Here is a 17,313-nt window from a genome sequence, read left to right as displayed (position 1 = left end):
GTGCCGGACGACCTGCGCAGTCTCGCCCTGGACGTACCGCTGCTGACCGACCGGGTGCTGCTCGAACTGGCCAACAGCATGGTGGTGGCCGAGGACCTCACGACGTACCGGCGTGAACAGTCCTTCTCCGGCACCCTCCTCGCCCGGATCGTCGGCCGGGAACGGCAGCGCGAGCTGCTGACGACCCGCGCACTGGTCGACGGGCAGCGCTCCCTGGTCCACTGGGCCACCGAACTCTCCGGCCAGAGCCGGATATCGGACCTCGCACTGGCGCGGGTCGCCGAATGCCTGGGCGAGACCCGGCGCCGGGTCGAGGAGGCCAGCGGGCAGTCGGCGGCCCGGCTGTCCGAACTCGCCGACGTGGTGGCCCGGATCGCCGAGGCGTGCGAGATCAGGTTCACGGAGGCGGAGAGCCGCCTCGCGGCCCTGGAGGAGCACCAGGCGGCCACGGAGCTGGGGCTTGAGGCAGAGCACGCCCTCGCCATCTCGGTGGGGCGCTGGACGGCCGGTCAGTCGTACAACGGGCTCCCGTGGCCGGTACAGGTGGTGCTGCTGTCGGCGGAGGTCGCCGCCGGGCCCGCCGGCGCCCACAGCTTCCGCACGGGCCGCGACGCCTACGTCGAGCGGCTGGTCCACGCCGTCCTGAACGTCGCCCGGCCCGACACCCCCCAAGGCCGCTTCACCCTCACCGACCTCCTCGACGAGGGCTGCGCCACGACGGCGCCGGACCGGCTACGGCTGGCCGCCGAGATCCTGGGCAGCGGCCTGGCGCCCTCCCTCGCCCCACCGGCAGGCCCGCTCAGCGCCGTCGCCGCGACCGCCGTCGAACTGTGGGCCCTGCCGGGCGGCGCCCGCCCACCGCGCCCGACCGAGACCGCCGCCGCCCTGGTCCGGCGGCGGCACGGGTGGTGGACCCCGCGCACCGGCACGGCCAGACACTTCGTCGAACGGGTCGTGACCGAGCAGGCCGCCGCCGCCCGCACCCTGCGCGAACGGGCGGCCCGCGCGGGCACCGGGCCGGTGCCGGCCGCGTACGCACCCGGGCCGGGCGGCAGCCGCGGCCCGGGCACGACACCGGCGGCACGGGCATGACCGGCCTCACGGACCTCGCGGCCGCGGCACGGCGGGCGGCGGCCTCCGGGCCGGACACCGACCGGAGCGCCGACGGCAGGCCGGAGAAGGCGACGACGCCCGGCCGGGCCCCCGCCCGGGACCGGGCGGCCGGGCGGGCCCCCAGGATCGGCCTGGTGCTGTCGGGCGGCGGAGCCAAGGGCGCCTACCACGTCGGGGTGGTGGAGTACCTGGCCTCGGTCGGCACCCGCGTCCACGCCATCGCCGGTGCCAGCATCGGCGCCCTGAACGGCGCGATCCTCGCCGCCGCCGGCTCTCCCGCCGAAGGAGCCGCCGCACTCGCCGCCGTGTGGGAGGAAGTGGCGTGGCAGGCCGGATCCGCCCGGCCGGCCGACGGGGCGGACGGACCCCCTCCGGAGGAGACGACATGGGAGCAGCTCGCCCGGCTCCTGCCGCGGCTCGCCGCACCCGCCCTCCACCCGGCGGCCCTGGAACAGCTCGTCGCCGACCACATCGACCCGGACCGCCTCGGCTCCGGGATCCCGCTCTGGGTCTCCGCGTTCCCGGCGCTGGAGGAGATCGACTCCCTGCGCGGCTGGAGCTGGACCCTGGACGTGGTGCGCTCCGGCCTGGGGGCGCGCGCCGAGTGGCTCCACGTCAACGACCTGCCGCGGCAGGAGCGGCACCGCGCCGTGCTCGCCAGCGCCGCGCTCCCCGTCGTCCTGCCTCCCCGCCGCGTCGGCCCCCGCCTCTACCGGGACGGCGGGATGGCCGACAACACCCCGGCCGGGGCCCTCGCCCGGTACGCGGGGTGCGACATCGTGATCGTCGTCCACCTCAGCGACGGGGCGCTGTGGGACGCCCACGACCATCCGACGCTGCGCGTCATCGAGATCCGCCCCCGTCACCGGATCCGCCCGCCCGGCCCGGCCGGCGGGGCGACGGCCCTGGTCGACCTCTCCCCGAAACGCCTCGCCCACCTGCGCGGTCAGGGCTTCGAGGACGCCCGGTGGACCATGGAGCCGCTGCGCGCGGCGCTGTCCGAGGTGGAAGGGGCGAGGACCGCGCAGAGCCGGATGCTGGACGCCGTCGCCGGCCTGGACGACGAGGCCCAGGAGCCCGGCCGACCGCCGGACCTCAGAGGGTGATCCGCTCCTCGCCCGCGTAGATGTTCATGTCCGGCCCCCGCAGGAAGCCGACCAGCGTCATCCCCGCGTCCAGTGCCAGGTCCACCGCCAGCGAGGACGGCGCCGAGACCGCCGCCAGCACCGGGATGCCCGCCATCACGGCCTTCTGCACCAGCTCGAAGGAGGCCCGGCCCGACACCAGCAGGACCGCACCCGTCAGCGGGAGCCGCCCGGCCTGGTACGCCCGGCCCACGATCTTGTCCACCGCGTTGTGCCGGCCCACGTCCTCCCGCAGGTCGAGCAGCTCGCCCTGCGCCGTGAACAGCCCGGCCGCGTGCAGGCCGCCCGTCCGGTCGAAGACCTTCTGGGCCGCGCGCAGCCGGTCCGGCATCGCGCACAGGACCTCCGCGGGTACCCGTACCGGATCGGCGGCGATCCCCGGGAAGCGGGTCGCCGTACGGACGGCGTCCAGGCTGGCCTTGCCGCACAGGCCGCAGGAGGAGGTGGTGTAGACGTTCCGCTCCAGCGTGATGTCCGGCACCGGGACCCCGGCGGCCAGCTGTACGTTCACCACGTTGTAGGTGTTCGACCCGTCCTCGGTCGCCCCCTCGCAGTAGGTGACGGCCTGTACGTCCGAGGCGGCGCCCAGCACCCCTTCGCTGACCAGGAAGCCCACCGCCAGGGCGAAGTCGTCGCCCGGCGTGCGCATCGTGATGGCCAGCGGTTTGCCGTTCAGACGTATCTCCAGCGGCTCCTCCGCCACCAGCGTGTCCGGCCGGACGCCCGCCCCGCCGTTCCGGATCCGGACGACGCGACGGCGTTCGGTGACCCGTCCCATGGTGATCAGCCCACCCCTTCTGTTCTCGCTTCTGTTCCCGCCGGTGTCCGACAAGCTCATTGTCCCGGTTCCGCTTCCCGCGACGCCCCCGGCAGGTGGATCCTCGGGAAGCTCCAAAATCCGGGGCCGGAATCCTGTCGGGTCACACGCACACGTACCCACCAGTAGCAGGCAAAGCTGGGTGATCCTGACTTCCGTACAAGGGGGGACCCCGCCCATGACAGGTTCACGCGTGGTGGCGCTAGGGCACTACCAGCCCGCGAAAGTGCTCACCAACGAGGACCTCGCGGCCATGGTCGACACCACCGACGAGTGGATCCGGTCCCGCGTCGGCATCCGCACGCGCCACATGGCGGGTCCGGACGAACCGGTGGACGAGCTGGCCTACCAGGCCGCGGGCAAGGCGCTGGCCGGCGCCGGCCTGACCCCGGACGACATCGACCTGGTGCTGGTCGCCACGTCGACCGCGATCGACCGTTCGCCCAACATGGCCGCGCGCGTCGCCGCCAAGCTGGGCATGGGCGGCGGCCCGGCCGTGATGGACATCAACGTCGTCTGCTCGGGCTTCACCCATGCCCTGGCCACCGCCGACCACGCCATCCGGGCCGGCTCCGCCACCCGCGCCCTGGTCATCGGTGCCGACAAGATGACCGAGATCACCGACTGGAGCGACCGCACCACCTGCGTGCTCACCGGCGACGGAGCGGGCGCGGCCGTCGTCGAGGCCTGCGAGGAGCCGGGCATCGGCCCGGTGCTGTGGGGTTCGGTCCCGGAGATGGGCAACGCGGTCCGGATCGAGGGCTCGCCGCCTGTCTTCGCCCAGGAGGGCCAGTCCGTCTACCGCTGGACCACCAGCCAGCTCCCTCCGCTCGCCCGCAAGGTGTGCGAGAAGGCCGGGATCACCCCGGAGGACCTGGCCGCGGTCGTCCTCCACCAGGCGAACCTGCGGATCATCGAGCCCCTCGCCGCGAAGATCGGGGCCGTCAACGCCGTCGTCGCCCGCGATGTCGTCGAGTCCGGCAACACCTCGGCCGCCAGCATCCCGATGGCCCTGTCGAAGCTGGTCCAGCGCGGCGAGATCCCCTCCGGCGCACCGGTGCTGCTCTTCGGCTTCGGTGGCAACCTCTCCTACGCCGGCCAGGTCATCAGCTGCCCGTAGGCGTCGCGGTGCAGCCCGGGGTCCAGCGGACCTCGGCTCCCAGCGTCCCCAGCAGCACGACGACGAGCGCCACCAGCTGCCAGAGCCCGGAGGCGCCCGTGCCGACCGGGACCGTCGCCAGGACGAGCACCAGCGCCGCTGCCCGGAACCGGGCCGGGCCGATCCCGAGGACGGCCCGGAAGGCCAGGTCACCGGCGAGGTAGACGGCGACCCCGCCCGCGAGGGCGAGTGCCGGGCCGGTGTGCAGGTGCTCGCCCAGGTGCCCGATGGTCTTCTTGACGCCGGCCGCGAAGGCGGCGATCCCGAGCAGCATGGGCAGGAACGCGTAGTAGTAGGCGAGCATCGCCAGCTTGAAGCGGTTCTCGGGCGGCGTCTCGGCGAAGACCTCCTCGGCCCGGCCCTCGTCGCGCACGAAGTACATCCACCAGAGCGCCGACGCGACGGCGAGCGCGAGGAAGGCGCCCCCGGCGATCCCCGGGGACAGCGGCAGTGAGCCGGTCCCGATGCCGATGGCGATGACGGACTCGCCGAAGACGATGATCAGCAGGAGCCCGTGCCGCTCCACGAGGTGCCCGGAGCTCATGCCGCCGAGCTGGTCGCTGACGGTCGTCACCGCGGTCACGGCCTCGGCGGGCTCCGGCCCGCTCGCCGCCACCCGCTGCACCAGCTGCGGCACGGCGAACTGGATCAGCAGGGCGAGCATCCACAGCCCCCAGGCGGGCGGCCCGTCGAAGAACCCGGCGGCCAGCACCGACAGCGCGCACAGCATGTTGGGGAGCGCGAACCAGAGCACTCCGAACCCGTGCGCCTGCGTGTAGAGGGCGCTGTGCACGAGGACCACGAACACGTACCCCAGGCCGAAGGCGATCCCGCCGGCGCCGAACGCGGTCGGCACGGCCAGCGCACACACCAGGAACGCCCCCATGGCCAGCATGAGGAGCACCCGCCGGACCGTCCGGTCCGGCGGCACCTGGTTGGTCAGGTGTGCGTAACCCCCGTACATCCAGAACAGGACGGTGAAGATCAGTACCACCTGCCCCGCGCCCCGCGGGCTCAGGTCGTCCGCCAGAAGCACCGTCAACTGCGTGATGGTGAAGACGAAGACGAGGTCGAAGAACAGCTCCAGCGTGCTGACGCGGTGCTCGGATTCCATGCGCGGCTCCCCCCGGATGTGTGCGCAGCCATCCGACAGCCCGGCTCTCCCGCTGTCCACCCCGTATCAGGATCCGGAAGCGCCCCGGCGCCCCCGACAGTAGCGAGACGCGACGTCTCGCTACGGCCGTCGGCGCATGCGTGCAGGTCAGCCCGGCGTGGCGGAGGATCACCGCCCCGATAAGTGGTCGGAACCCCGCCGATCCTTTGCTATTGTTGTCCATGTCGCCGCGGGAAACCGGGGCCGACCACCTAGTCCGGGTGGCGGAATGGCAGACGCGCTAGCTTGAGGTGCTAGTGCCCTTTATCGGGCGTGGGGGTTCAAGTCCCCCCTCGGACACAAGCAAGAGCCCCACACATCGTGTGGGGTTCTTCTGCGTTCCCGGTCCGGTGCGTCCGCACCGGTCACATGCCCAGGACGGTCAGGCCCGGCGGCGGGGTGAGCCCCGTCGGGGTCGCGAGAGTGCCCGGAGCGAGCGGGGTGAAGGTGTGGGGGAGGGCCAGGCGGGGGTGTTCGCCGTCCACCGCCGGTTCGAAGAGGTAGGCGGCGGCACTTCCCGTGTCGCTGACCAGGTGCGGGCCGCCCGGGGTGGCCGTCGTGCCGGTCAGCGGGGTCCGGAAGAGGCGGCGCAGGTGGCGCAGGGTCTCCGGGGTGACCGGCGCCTGCGCCGGGTCGGGCGGCGCCTGCGGCGACGGCTCCGCGTCCGGGGCGTCCGGCGGGATCGCGCCCGTCAGGAGCAGCGCCAGGAGCACGGGAACGGCCTTGCGACGCAAGGTCTCGGTCGCCGCGCCCAGCCGGTGGGCGTGCGACGCGGGCAGTGAGAGCGCGAGGCTCCCGGCGGCGTCCCCGGCGGAGATCGGGACCGCCGAGCAGACGACCCCCGGGGCGTACTCGCGCAGGTCGAACACGGGCGCCCCCGGAGCCACCGCGTCCAGGGCGCTGAACAGGACCCGGCTGTCGGTGATCGTCCGCGGGGTGAGCCGCGCGGGCCGGTGCCGGGCCACGTGGTCGGCGCGGCGGTCGTGGTCGAGCTGGGTCAGCAGGCACTTGCCGACCGCGCTGGCGTGCGCGGCGGCCCGGAAGTCCACCCACTCCCGCACGGGCGGGGTCGCGGGCCCGTCCGCCATCTGCGTGATCCGGACCTCGCCCTCGGCGTACCGGCTGAGGTACACCGCGGCGCCCGCGCTGTCCCGGGCCAGGGCCAGCGTGCGCTGGAGCTGCCCGGCCAGGCCGTGACCGCCGGGGGCGGCGAGCCGGTCCAGGGCGGGGCCGCGCCCGTACACCCCGAGGGCCGGGCGCAGCGCGTACTCCTCCTCGCACAGCATGGCCAGCAGGGGCCGCAGTTCCCCCTCGGCGAGGCCGGACTCCCGGGCGAGCTGGGCCGCCCGGACTCCCAACGGGTGCCGTTCCAGGACGCGTACGACCGCCAGCGCGCGGTGCGCCTCCGTCAGGGCCCGGCTCGTTCCGGCCCGGGTGGCGGTCCCGCGGTGCGCCGCCGTCAGCGCGGGATGGCGCAGCGGTCCGGCGGCCGGGCGGAGCGTGGCCACCTGCCGCGGCGCCGAGACGGACACGGTGACGGGCTGCGGCAGGAACGCCGCCAGCACCCCGGACAGCCCGGGCCTCGGCAGGGGCACCGGGCCCAGGTCGGGATCCTCCAGCTGGTCGACGTGGCGCAGCACGGCCGCCTGCGTGCACAGCCGGACCTCCCGCAGATCGCGTCGGCCGCCCGGCCGGAAGCCGCGCCGGCCCAGCTCGCGCGCCCAGTGCCGGGCGTCGTGGTGCTCGCCGCGCCGTGAGTGGTCGAGGAAGAGGCAGTACGCGGCCGCGGAGGTCCGCGGGCTCCCGGACCCGGCGGCGAACTGCCACCAGAAGCGGGCTCCTTCGCGCAGCCCGGCCAGGTGCAGCAGGCAGCCGAAGACGACGGCACCGGCCAGGTCGGTGTGTCCGTCGGCGAGGAAGGAGTCGAGGTGCGCCCCGGCCTTGGGCGCGCACGCGGAGGCGAGGCAGACGGCCTTGAGATCGCGCCGGGCCCGTTCGGCGTCGAGCGGGCAGTCCCGGGCGGGGTCGCTCCAGCCGTGCACCGACCGCCGCCGGGCGCGGTGTCCGGAGGCGGGAGGGTGCGGTGTGGCGCGCAGCAGACGGGCCTCGGCGGCGCCGAGGTCGTAGTGCCGGTAGCGGTCGCGGACGCCCGCCCGGGCGAGGAGCTCGGCCAGGGGGCGGGGGATCGGGTCGCCGTCCTGTCGCTCCTGCCGTTCGTAGCGCCTCATGATTCGGCTGATTCAGGAGAATCCGGTGCTTTTTGTGCTTCTTGTGCTTCCGGTGGCTCCGCCGGTTCCGGTGACCCGGCGGACGCGGCGAGCAGGCGGGCGAGCCGCCGGTGGGCCTGTCCGAGGTAGGAGCGGACCGTGGCCTCGTCCACGCCCATCACGGCGGCGGCCTCGCCGGGGGTGCACTGGAGCCCGTACCGCAGGAGTACGGCGTCGCGTTGCCGCTCCGCGAGCCGGGAGACGGCGGAGTAGAAGCGGATGGTGTCGGTCAGGACCTCGTACTGGTCGGCGTGGGCCTCCTTGAGGGCGGCCTCGAAGGCGCTGATGTCCATCGGCTCGGGCCGCTGCTGCCACGGATGGCGCCTGCGCTGCCGGTCGGCCAGGCAGTGTTTGAGGACGGTCCAGGCGTAGGCGTCGAGCCGGTCCATGTGCAGCATCCGCAGCCACTCGCCCATGATCGAGTCGAAGGCGGCGTCCACCGCCGCCTCCGCCGCCGCGTCGGAGCCCAGCTGCAGATACGCGAAGCGCATGTACGCCGGCCGCCGGTTGGTGTGGAAGGCCCAGTACGAAAGGCGCGCCGTCGGATCCCACTGGCTCATGGGAGTCGGCTGCCGACGCCGGCTCGGCAGCCCCACGGCCCCACCGGACTCCTCCGGTCCGCCATCGTTCACCGCTCCACCTCCTCCCCTGTGCGCTGAACAGGAAAGCAGCGCGGGCGCACTCGGAGGGCGCAGAGAAGAAACCTGGAAGCAATACGTCGTGGATGATCGGCTCGTGATCGATCTCGATCACCCGCGGCTCCAGCCAGCACGTATGCATATGCCCGCTGCCGGTGCCGCAGTGGACGCCGGTCGGGTGCGCCGCGGTCCGGCTGTAACATGGGCCTGATCGCGAGGGCCGTGACGGAGAGGTCACTGCCCTCGCTTTTGCGTTACGTCCACCCACGAACAAATGCGGCGCGTGGTCTTTCGGCGGTTCGATACGATGAACCGCATTCACAATCCGTCACGTCACGTTGCACCGCACAGAGGAAATGGAGCATCCGAGGATGGCTCGACACCTGATCACCAGCGCGCTTCCGTACATCAACGGGATCAAGCACCTGGGCAACATGGTCGGGTCGATGCTTCCGGCGGATGTGTACTCCCGGTACCTCCGCCAGCGCGGCCACGACGTCCTCTACATCTGCGCCACCGACGAGCACGGCACCCCCGCCGAACTCGCCGCCAAGGAGGCCGGTATCTCGGTCGCCGAGTTCTGCGCGCAGGCCCACGACGCCCAGAAGGCGGTCTACGACGGCTTCGAGCTGTCCTTCGACTACTTCGGCCGCAGCTCCTCCGCTCAGAACCGCGAGATCACCCAGCACTTCGCGCGCAAGCTCCAGGAGAACGGCTTCATCGAGGAGCGCGCGATCCGGCAGGTGTACTCGCCCGTCGACGGCCGCTTCCTGCCGGACCGCTACGTCGAGGGCACCTGCCCGCACTGCGGCTACGACAAGGCCCGCGGCGACCAGTGCGAGAACTGCACCCGCGTCCTGGACCCCACGGACCTGATCGAGCCCCGCTCGGCCATCTCCGGCTCCACCGAGCTGGAGGTCCGCGAGACCAAGCACCTCTTCCTCCTGCAGTCCAAGCTCCAGCACGAGGTGGAGGCCTGGGTCGCCGAGCACGAGGAGGAGTGGCCGCAGCTCGCCTCCTCCATCGCCCGCAAGTGGCTGACCGAGGGCCTGCACGACCGCGCCATCACCCGTGACCTCGACTGGGGTGTCCCGGTCCCGGCCGACACCTGGCCCGAGCTCGCCGCCGAGGGCAAGGTCTTCTACGTCTGGTTCGACGCCCCGATCGAGTACATCGGTTCGACCAAGGAGTGGGCCGACCTGGACCCGGCGAACCGCGACTACAAGTCGTGGTGGTACGAGGCCGAGGACGTCCGCTACACCCAGTTCATGGCCAAGGACAACGTCCCGTTCCACACGGTGATGTTCCCCGCCACCGAGCTGGCCACCCGCGAGCCGTGGAAGAAGGTCGACTACGTCAAGGCCTTCAACTGGCTGACGTACTACGGCGGCAAGTTCTCCACCTCGCAGAAGCGCGGCGTCTTCACCGACCACGCGCTGGAGATCCTCCCGGCCGACTTCTGGCGCTACTTCCTCATCGCCAACGCGCCGGAGTCCGACGACTCGTCCTTCACGTGGGAGCACTTCACCACCACGGTCAACAAGGACCTCGGCGGCACCCTCGGCAACTTCGTCAACCGCGTACTGACCTTCTCCCGCAAGAAGTTCGGCGACGAGGTCCCCGCGGGCTCCCCCGCCGGCGAGGCCGAGGCCAAGCTCGGCGAGCAGATCGCCGCGCTGCTGGCCGAGTACGAGGGACACATGGACGCCCTCCAGTACCGCAAGGCCGCGGCCGCCCTGCGTGCCCTGTGGTCGGCCGGAAACGCGTACCTGGACGAGAAGGCCCCCTGGCTGGAGGTCAAGACCGACCTGGAGGGCGCTGCGCTCACCCTGCGCACCGCGATGAACCTCATCCACCTCTACTCGGTGGTCTCCGAGCCGTTCATCCCGGCCTCGGCGCGCGCCATGCGCTCCTCGTTCGCGCTCGCCGACGACACCGCCACGTGGATCACCCCGGAGCAGGCCCGGTCCCTGGACGCCGTCGCGGCCGGCACCCCGTTCACCGTGCCGCCGGTGCTGTTCGCGCGGGTCACCGAGGAGGACCTGGAGTCCTACCGCGAGCGGTTCGGCGGCAGCCCGGAGGCCTGAGCCCCGAGGCCCCCGCGGGCCGAGTGACAAGCGAGTGAGGGGCACGACCCGGTGGGGTCGTGCCCCTTCCGCATGCCCGCCGGCCGGGCTGCCCCGGTAGGGGAAACCCCACCGCGAACCGTCCACCTGGCTGTGCAGACCGGGCCGGGCCGCGCGGCTGGAATGGGGCCATGACCTTTTCCCGTACCGCCCGGTGGACCACCGGCTGGCTGTGCGCCGCCGCGTGGGCGCTGTCCTTCCCGATGCTCTCCTCCCTGGCGCCGCACCGGTTGTGGGGATGCTGCGCCGCCGCCGGATACCTCGGGGCCGCGGTGGCCACCGCTCTCGGCCGCCGTCGCGTGGCGCTCGCCGCCGCCCTGGTGGGCGCCGTGGCCGTACCGCTGCTGTGGCTGGTCCTGACCGGCCAGGGGCAGTCCGAGGTGACGGTCGTGGAACGGTCCGGACGGCTCCTGCTGGAGTCCGGCCGGCTCTACGTCGACGAGCCCGCGGTGGTCGGGGAGTACACCCCCTACCTGCCGGGCATGGCCCTGCTCGGCGTACCGCGGGCGCTGCTCGGAGGTGACGCCGGTGGTGACGGCTGGGTGGTGCGGCTGCTGGGGGACGCCCGGATCTGGTGCGCCGCCGCACTGTTCGGGTGCCTGTGGTCGGCCCGGAGGCTGCTGGGCGGGGGGCCGAGCGGTGGGCGGCACGGTGGGCCGGGCGGCCTGCTGCCCCTCCTGGTCGCCTCGCCGGTGGTGGCCCTGCCCCTGGTGGTGAGCGGGGTGGACCTGCCGCTGTCCGGGCTCTGCTGCCTCGCGCTGGCGGCCGCCGCCACCGGGCGGCCCGTCCTGGCCGGGGCGGCCCTCGCCGGGGCCTGCGCCCTGAAGTGGACGGCGCTGCCCGCGGTCGCGGTGGCCGTCGCCCTGCTCGCGGCCTGCCGGGGCGGCCGGCCCGCGGTGCGCTGCGCTCTGGTGGCGGCCGGCGGCACGGCGCTGCTGGTGCTGCCGGCGGCGCTGCTCCAGCCGGCCGAGCTCTGGCGGCAGGTGTTCGCCTTCCCCACGGGACGGGCGCAGGTGCCGACCCCGGCGAGCAGCCCGCTGCCCGGTCGTCTGCTGGCCGAACTGGGCTCCTGGGGCTGGTGCCTGACCGTAGGGCTGCTGCTGGCGGGAGGCCTCGTGGTGGCCCTCTCCCTGCTCGCGCGGCCGCCGCGTACGGTGGTGGCCGCGGCCGACCGCCTCGCCCTCGGCCTCACGCTGGCCTTCCTCCTGGCCCCGGCGGGCCGCTTCGGCTACCTGGCGCTGCCGGTCCTGCTGTCGGTCTGGGCCCGCTCGGTGACCGTGCCCGGTGTCTCGCGCGTGGTGACCGGCTCGTTCCGGATCCAGCCGTCGGACGGGCCGGGGACGGCGCGGAACGAGCGGCGGAACGAGCGGCGGAACGAGCGGTCGGGAGGGCATTTCGCCTGACGGCCCCCGCCTTTCGGATAGTTGCCCTATCGTTCCGGTCGTGGATCAGCTGCTCGCCGAAGACCCGAACCGTATCGGACCGTACCGCCTGATCGCCCGGCTGGGCGCGGGCGGCATGGGCCTGGTCTACCTGGGCCGTTCCGAGGGCGGTCGTACCGTAGCCGTGAAGGTGGTCCAGGCGGAGTTCGCCGGGAACCCCGAATTCCGCCGGAGGTTCGCCCGCGAGGTGGCCGCCGCGCGGCGGGTGGGCGGCAGCTGGACGGCGGCGGTGCTCGACGCCGACACCGAGGCCGACGTGCCCTGGGTGGCGACCCAGTACATCCCGGGGCCCGACCTGCAGACCGTGGTCGTCCGGCAGTTCGGTCCGCTGCCCGAGGACTCGGTACGGACCCTCGCCAACCGGCTCGCCCTCGCCCTGCGTGCCGTGCACGAGGCGGGCCTGATCCACCGAGACCTGAAGCCGTCCAACGTGCTCGTCACCGTCGACGGGCCTCGCGTCATCGACTTCGGCATCGCTCGGGCGATGGACAGCCTGACCGGGGACAGCCTGCACACCCGCACCGGCATGCTGATCGGTTCGCCGGGGTTCATGTCCCCGGAGCAGGTCCGCGGTCTCGAACTGAGCCCCGCCAGCGACGTCTTCTGCCTCGGCGCGGTCCTGGTGTACGCGGCCACGGGACGCATGCTCTTCGGCGCCCGGGACACCGGTCTGAACGCCCACCTCTTCCGGATCGCCGAGGAGGAGGCGGACCTGACCGGGGTACCGGAGTCGCTGGTCGACCTCGTCGGCGCGTGCCTGCACAAGGACCCGGCCCAGCGGCCCACCCCGGAGGAAGTGGCAGCGCGTACGGCGGCGGACGCCGCCGGGGAATGGCTGCCGGGCGCGGTACTGGCCGAACTCGGCCGCCATGCGGCGCGGTTGCTGGACTACGCCCCGGCGTCGCCCGTAGGAGCGGGCGGCGGGGCCGCGGGCGGGGCCGGCGACGGCGCCGGTGGCGGGGCGGCGGCCGGGGGCGGGGCACCCGCCGGGGGAGTACCCGCCGTGCAGCAGGATCCCCGCCTCGTACCGGCGCAGTCCCGGCAGGACGCCTCCCCGTACCGGACTCCGCCTCCGCCACCCGCGTACGCCCCCGCGACCCCCGGTCCCTTCGGCCCCGGGCACGGCTTCGGCCCGCCCCCGGGTCCGGTCCCCGGCGACCCGTCCGTTCCCGCACCCCCGCACCCCAGGCGGTGGTGGGGCCTCGCCGTCCTTGCCCTGACGCAACTGCTGGTGCTGGCCGAAGCGGCGCACTTCAGCCTGCTGGGGCCGCAGATCCATGCCGACCTCGCCGTCGGCGCCGGCGGCATGGGCCCGGTCTTCAGCGCCTACCCGGTCGCCCTCGGCGGACTGCTGCTGCTCGGCGGGCACCTCGCCGACCTGCTCGGGGCCCGGCGCATGCTGGTGACCGGTCTGATCGGGTTCGCGGCGGCCGCCGTGTTCGGCGGCGCGGCCGACGCCTCCGGGCTGCTGATCGCCGCGCGCGCCCTGGAGGGCGCCTTCGCCGCCCTGCTCGTCCCGGCCGCACTGTCCCTGGTGTCCACCGCGTTCACCGACCCCCGCGAACGCGGCCGGGCCTTCGGGATCTACGCGGCCGTCGCCGCGGGCGGCAGCGCGCTGGGCGTGTTCACGGGCGGATGGCTCGCCGAGACCCTGGCGTGGCGCTGGGCCCTGTGGTCCGTCGTACCGCTCGCCGTACTCGCCCTGATCGGCGCGCTCACCCTGCTGCCCGACCGTCCCGGCCGCACCGGCGCCCGCTTCGACGGACCCGGCGTGCTCCTCGGCACAGCGGGATCCGCCGCCCTGTCCTACGGCCTCGCCGAGGTCCAGACGGGAGGCTGGGCCGCCACGTGGAACCTGCTGCCGCTCGTGGGCGGCGTCGTGCTGCTCGCCGCCTTCCTGTGGCGGCAGACGAGAACGTCCCGCCCGCTGCTCCCGGCGTACGTCCTGGCCGACCGGAGCCGCCTCGCCTCCCTCCTGGCCCTCCTCGTCACCGGCGCCGCCGTCGTCGCCCTCTTCCCCGTCCTGGGCTTCTTCGCCCAGCAGGTCCGCGGCGAGGGTCCGGCCGCCTCCGGGGCGTCCCACCTGCCGCTGGCCGCCGCGGCCCTCGTGGCCGCGACCCAGGTCTCCGCCCGACTGCTGCCCCGCCTCGCGCCGCGTGCCCTCGTCCTGCCGGGCCTGGTGATCACGGCTCTCGGGCTGGCCCTGCTGGCGAGTCTGGGGGGTGCGGCCACCTACGCGACCGGGGTGCTGCCCGGCATGCTCCTCACCGGCGTCGGCCTGGGCCTGGCCCTCGTCCCGCTCTACGCCACCGCGACCACCGGGGTGGCTCCGCAACACGCCGGCGCGGCCTCGGCGGCCCTCGGCGCGGCCCACCACCTGGGGCAGTCGGTCGGCGGGGCGGTGCTCGGCACCGTCCTGGTGAGCCGCATGGAGCAGGTCTCGGAAGACACGGACGTGTTCGCCCGGCTGATGGGCTCCTACACCACCACCCTCTGGTGCGGGGTCGGCGCCCTCCTGCTCCTCGCCCTCCCGGCCGCCCTCCTGATCCGGTCCGGGGCCGGGCGGGGGGACTCGAACCAGGCCGTCCCGTTCTGATGTCGCGCCGCTTGTCATACTTTCCGGATGGACGGTGGAGCGGTGGAGGCGGCGCGGCGTTGGCTGGCTGAACAGGGCGTCGGCCAGGTGCGCGACGGGTGGGTGAGCCACGAGAAGCCGGACGTGCTGCTCACGGCCAACGACGTGGCGCACACCTGGGCCGGTGACGTGTTCGCCGAGGACCTGGACACCGCCGACCAGCTGCGGCTGGCCTTCGGGTTGCTGGACCTCCTCGGCGAGTACTGGGTCACCTGCGAGATCCGGTTCGCGGACGACAGCTCCGAGGGCCCCCTCCCCGCCGACGTCCTGTGGGACGGCTACCGCCGACGCCTGGAGGCGGACAAGGAGGTCGAGGCCGTGACCTACTCACTGTGGGTGGACTGGTTCGAGGACCGCACCACCTCCGCGACGGCCTTCGCCGAGGTACTCGGCAACGACATCGAGCACGTGGTGGCCGAACCTTCGCAAGCCCTGCTCCGGCGAGCCCGTCGCGTCCTGGAGTGCTCGGGCCCGGTGCCCTGGTCCGTGAAGGAGCCGACGTACCGCACCGCCCTACGGCTGCCCGCCTTGCACCCGGCCCTCTTCCGCGGTCTCCGGGCGGGTTTCCACGATGTGTACGGCGATCTGGAACCGGCCGCCGCACTGGCCCTCCTCGACCGGTTGGACCTTCCGGCGGACACCCGGCACCGCGCCGAGCTGCGCCAGGTGCTCGCCGCGGGACACACGAACCACTACCGCAGCCCCGGCGCCTGGGACGACGCGGTGCGCTCCTGCTCCTGAGGCGTGAGTCCGTGAACCCGTGACCGTGACCGTGTGCCGGCCTACGCCTCGGCCTCCTGGCCCGAAAGATGGGCCAGGACCGCCAGCACCCGGCGGTTGCCCTCGGTGGCGTCCAGGTCGAGCTTCATGAAGATGCTGGACGCGTGCTTGACGACGGCGGCCTCGGTGATGAACAGCCGTGCCGCCAGGGCCTGGTTGTTGAGGCCCGAGGCCATCAGGGTCAGCACCTCCCGCTCGCGCGGGGTCAGCCGGGCCAGCGGCCGGTCCTCGGACTGCCGGCTGAGCAGGACCCGTACCACCTCCGGGTCGATGACCGTACGCCCCTCGGCGACCTGCCGGAGGGCGTCGAGGAACTCGGCCACCTCGCCGACCCGGTCCTTCAGGAGATAGCCCAGCCCGCCCGCCGAGGCGCCCGTGAGCAGCTGCGTCGCGTAGGCCGTGGCCACGTACTGCGAGAGCACGAGCACGGGCAACGAGGGGTCCTGGGCGCGGAGTTCGAGCGCGGCCCGCAGGCCCTCGTCGCGGAAGCCCGGCGGCATCCGCACGTCGGTCACGACGGCGTCCGGCCGCTGCGCCTCCACCGCCCGCACCAGCTCCTCCGCGCTCCCGACGGCGGCGAGGACCTGGTGACCGCCGCGGGTGAGGAGTTCCGTCAGCCCCGCGCGCAGCAGTACCGAGTCCTCGGCGAGGATCAGCCGGAGCACGGGACCTCCACCCGGAGCCGGGTCGGTCCGCCCACCGGACTGGAGACCACCAGCCTGCCCTTCAACATCGCCACCCTGTCCGCGAGTCCTGCCAGGCCCGCTCCCGCGCCCGGGTCGGCGCCGCCGCGGCCGTCGTCGGTGACGGTGAGAGTGAGCCGGTCACCCTCGACCTTACCGACGACGGCGACACGCGAGGCACCGCTGTGCTTGGCCGCGTTGGCGAGGGCTTCGGTGACCGTGAAGTACGCGGTGACCTCGACCGGTTCGGCCAGCCGCGGCACGTCGAGGTCCACCGTCACCGGTACGGGATGGCGCAGGGCCACCTCGGCCACGGCCGCCGCGAGCCCGTGGTCGGTGAGGACCTGCGGGTGGATACCCCGCACCAGGTCACGCAGTTGCTCCAGCGCGACCCTGGCCTCGCCGCGGCCGCGCGCCACCAGGTCGGCGGCTCCGGTCGCCTGCGGGATCCCGCGCAGTTCCAGCTCGGCGAGGCCCAGGGTCATGCTGAGGGCGACCAGCTGCTGCTGCGCGCCGTCGTGCAGGTCCCGTTCGATGCGCCGCCGTTCGGCTTCGAAGGCATCGACCAGGCGGACCCGGGAGCGGGTGAGCTCCAGGATCCGGTCGGTCTCCGTCCGCGGTCCGAGCAACAGGCGGGCCGTCTTCACCTGGGCCCCGGCGAGCAGGGCGCCCGCGTACGCCGCCAGCACCGTCCCGGCCAGTCCGACGGCCGTGCCGCCCAGGGCCTCCAGCGGCCCGGAGACCGGCCGGCCGGGGATCAGCATCACGTGGTCCGGGGCGATGGCCCAGACGATCCCCGGGGTCGCTACGAGGATCAGGGAGAAGGCCAGCAGCGTCATCACGGCGAACCCGGCCGCCCCGAAGGCCGGCCCGAGCAGGGCGGCGTACGCGAACTCCCGCCAGGTGGCCCGTTCCCGCAGCCGCGTTCGCAGCCAGGCCGCGGGCCCCGCTCCGGCCAGCGAGGTGTGCGGGTCCGGTACGGGCTCGGGCTCCACGCACCGCAGCCGCCACCGCTCCAGCGCCCCCAGCGGTACCCCGGCGACGACGGCGCCCAGCAGGAGCAGCAGTCCGATCCCGACGAGCGCCAGCACCACCCCGAGCCCGACGAGCAGGGCGAGGACGACCAGTACGGGATAGCCGATGAGGAACCCGCTGCCCAGGTACGCCCAGCACCGCCAGGGCCACCACGAGCCCAGGAACCGCAGCGGCCGGCGTATCGCGGCGAGGACGGTGACGGGCGCGGGGCCGGCCGGTTCGGAGTCGGCCGGTTCGGGGAGGGGCGCGGATCGGGACATGTCTCCCCAGACTAAGGGGTGTCCGCACGCGTTCCGCCGGTCAGGGGGTGCGGTGGCGGT

12 protein-coding genes, 1 tRNA gene and 1 pseudogene are annotated in these 17,313 nt (G+C 73.8%); 8 read left to right on the top strand and 6 right to left on the bottom strand.

Going from position 1 to position 17,313, the window contains the following annotated elements:
* Together Sspor_RS10475 and Sspor_RS10470 are read left to right on the top strand one after the other, a co-directional pair.
* Window positions 1-1,092, top strand: coding sequence for a diguanylate cyclase regulator RdcB family protein (locus Sspor_RS10475; RefSeq protein ID WP_202198805.1), 1,092 nt, complete (start codon window positions 1-3; stop codon window positions 1,090-1,092).
* Window positions 1,089-2,219: a patatin-like phospholipase family protein gene (locus tag Sspor_RS10470; RefSeq protein WP_202198804.1), complete on the top strand. Its 1,131-nt coding sequence runs from the start codon at window positions 1,089-1,091 to the stop codon at window positions 2,217-2,219. The genes Sspor_RS10475 and Sspor_RS10470 overlap by 4 nt, the downstream gene beginning before the upstream one ends.
* Here Sspor_RS10470 and fdhD read toward each other — a convergent pair.
* A complete protein-coding gene (gene fdhD / locus Sspor_RS10465; RefSeq protein WP_202198803.1) occupies window positions 2,209-3,036 on the bottom strand; it encodes a formate dehydrogenase accessory sulfurtransferase FdhD in 828 nt (275 codons plus the stop codon). The two genes, Sspor_RS10470 and fdhD, sit on opposite strands and share 11 nt — an antisense overlap.
* A 217-nt stretch (window positions 3,037-3,253) precedes the next feature.
* Here fdhD and Sspor_RS10460 point away from each other — a divergent pair, with 217 nt between their 5' ends.
* A complete protein-coding gene (locus tag Sspor_RS10460) occupies window positions 3,254-4,195 on the top strand; it encodes a beta-ketoacyl-ACP synthase III (RefSeq protein WP_202198802.1) in 942 nt (313 codons plus the stop codon).
* Here the strand turns inward: Sspor_RS10460 and Sspor_RS10455 are convergent.
* Window positions 4,182-5,348, bottom strand: a complete 1,167-nt coding sequence (locus Sspor_RS10455) for a low temperature requirement protein A (protein WP_202198801.1) — start codon at window positions 5,346-5,348, stop codon at window positions 4,182-4,184. The two genes, Sspor_RS10460 and Sspor_RS10455, sit on opposite strands and share 14 nt — an antisense overlap.
* Before the next feature lie 254 nt (window positions 5,349-5,602).
* On the opposite strand from Sspor_RS10455, the gene Sspor_RS10450 reads away from it, so the two are divergent.
* Window positions 5,603-5,687: transfer RNA gene (locus tag Sspor_RS10450), tRNA-Leu, on the top strand.
* A gap of 392 nt (window positions 5,688-6,079) precedes the next feature.
* Here Sspor_RS10450 and Sspor_RS40505 read toward each other — a convergent pair.
* Both Sspor_RS40505 and Sspor_RS10440 read right to left on the bottom strand, forming a co-directional pair.
* A pseudogene (locus tag Sspor_RS40505) lies at window positions 6,080-6,799 on the bottom strand (IclR family transcriptional regulator domain-containing protein); the annotation flags it as partial.
* A gap of 812 nt (window positions 6,800-7,611) precedes the next feature.
* Window positions 7,612-8,214 (bottom strand): RNA polymerase sigma factor, encoded by a 603-nt coding sequence (locus Sspor_RS10440; protein WP_237403796.1) that lies wholly within the window; start codon window positions 8,212-8,214, stop codon window positions 7,612-7,614.
* A 449-nt stretch (window positions 8,215-8,663) separates the two neighbouring features.
* On the opposite strand from Sspor_RS10440, the gene metG reads away from it, so the two are divergent.
* From metG to Sspor_RS10420, 4 genes are all read left to right on the top strand, one after another.
* The gene (gene metG / locus Sspor_RS10435) at window positions 8,664-10,379 is read left to right on the top strand and encodes a methionine--tRNA ligase (protein WP_202198799.1); all 1,716 of its coding nucleotides are present in this window, start codon (window positions 8,664-8,666) and stop codon (window positions 10,377-10,379) included.
* A 170-nt stretch (window positions 10,380-10,549) separates the two neighbouring features.
* Window positions 10,550-11,821: a glycosyltransferase 87 family protein gene (locus Sspor_RS10430; protein WP_202198798.1), complete on the top strand. Its 1,272-nt coding sequence runs from the start codon at window positions 10,550-10,552 to the stop codon at window positions 11,819-11,821.
* A 40-nt stretch (window positions 11,822-11,861) separates the two neighbouring features.
* A complete protein-coding gene (locus tag Sspor_RS10425; RefSeq protein ID WP_202198797.1) occupies window positions 11,862-14,456 on the top strand; it encodes a bifunctional serine/threonine protein kinase/MFS transporter in 2,595 nt (864 codons plus the stop codon).
* Between the two features lie 27 nt (window positions 14,457-14,483).
* Window positions 14,484-15,236 carry a hypothetical protein gene (locus tag Sspor_RS10420; RefSeq protein ID WP_202198796.1) on the top strand — a complete coding sequence of 251 codons (753 nt, stop codon included), beginning with the start codon at window positions 14,484-14,486 and terminating at the stop codon, window positions 15,234-15,236.
* Between the two features lie 41 nt (window positions 15,237-15,277).
* On the opposite strand, the gene Sspor_RS10415 is transcribed toward Sspor_RS10420, so the two are convergent.
* Window positions 15,278-15,940, bottom strand: a complete 663-nt coding sequence (locus tag Sspor_RS10415; protein WP_202198795.1) for a response regulator transcription factor — start codon at window positions 15,938-15,940, stop codon at window positions 15,278-15,280.
* Window positions 15,928-17,253, bottom strand: coding sequence for a sensor histidine kinase (locus Sspor_RS10410; RefSeq protein WP_202198794.1), 1,326 nt, complete (start codon window positions 17,251-17,253; stop codon window positions 15,928-15,930). The genes Sspor_RS10415 and Sspor_RS10410 overlap by 13 nt, the downstream gene beginning before the upstream one ends.
* Between the last annotated feature and the right edge of the window lie 60 nt (window positions 17,254-17,313).

Origin of the sequence: Streptomyces spororaveus (assembly GCF_016755875.1) — a bacterium.
Classification (GTDB): Bacteria; Actinomycetota; Actinomycetes; order Streptomycetales; family Streptomycetaceae; genus Streptomyces; species Streptomyces spororaveus.
The sequence above is the reverse complement of the archived record's forward strand: the minus strand, read 5'-3'. Positions and strand labels throughout refer to the sequence as shown.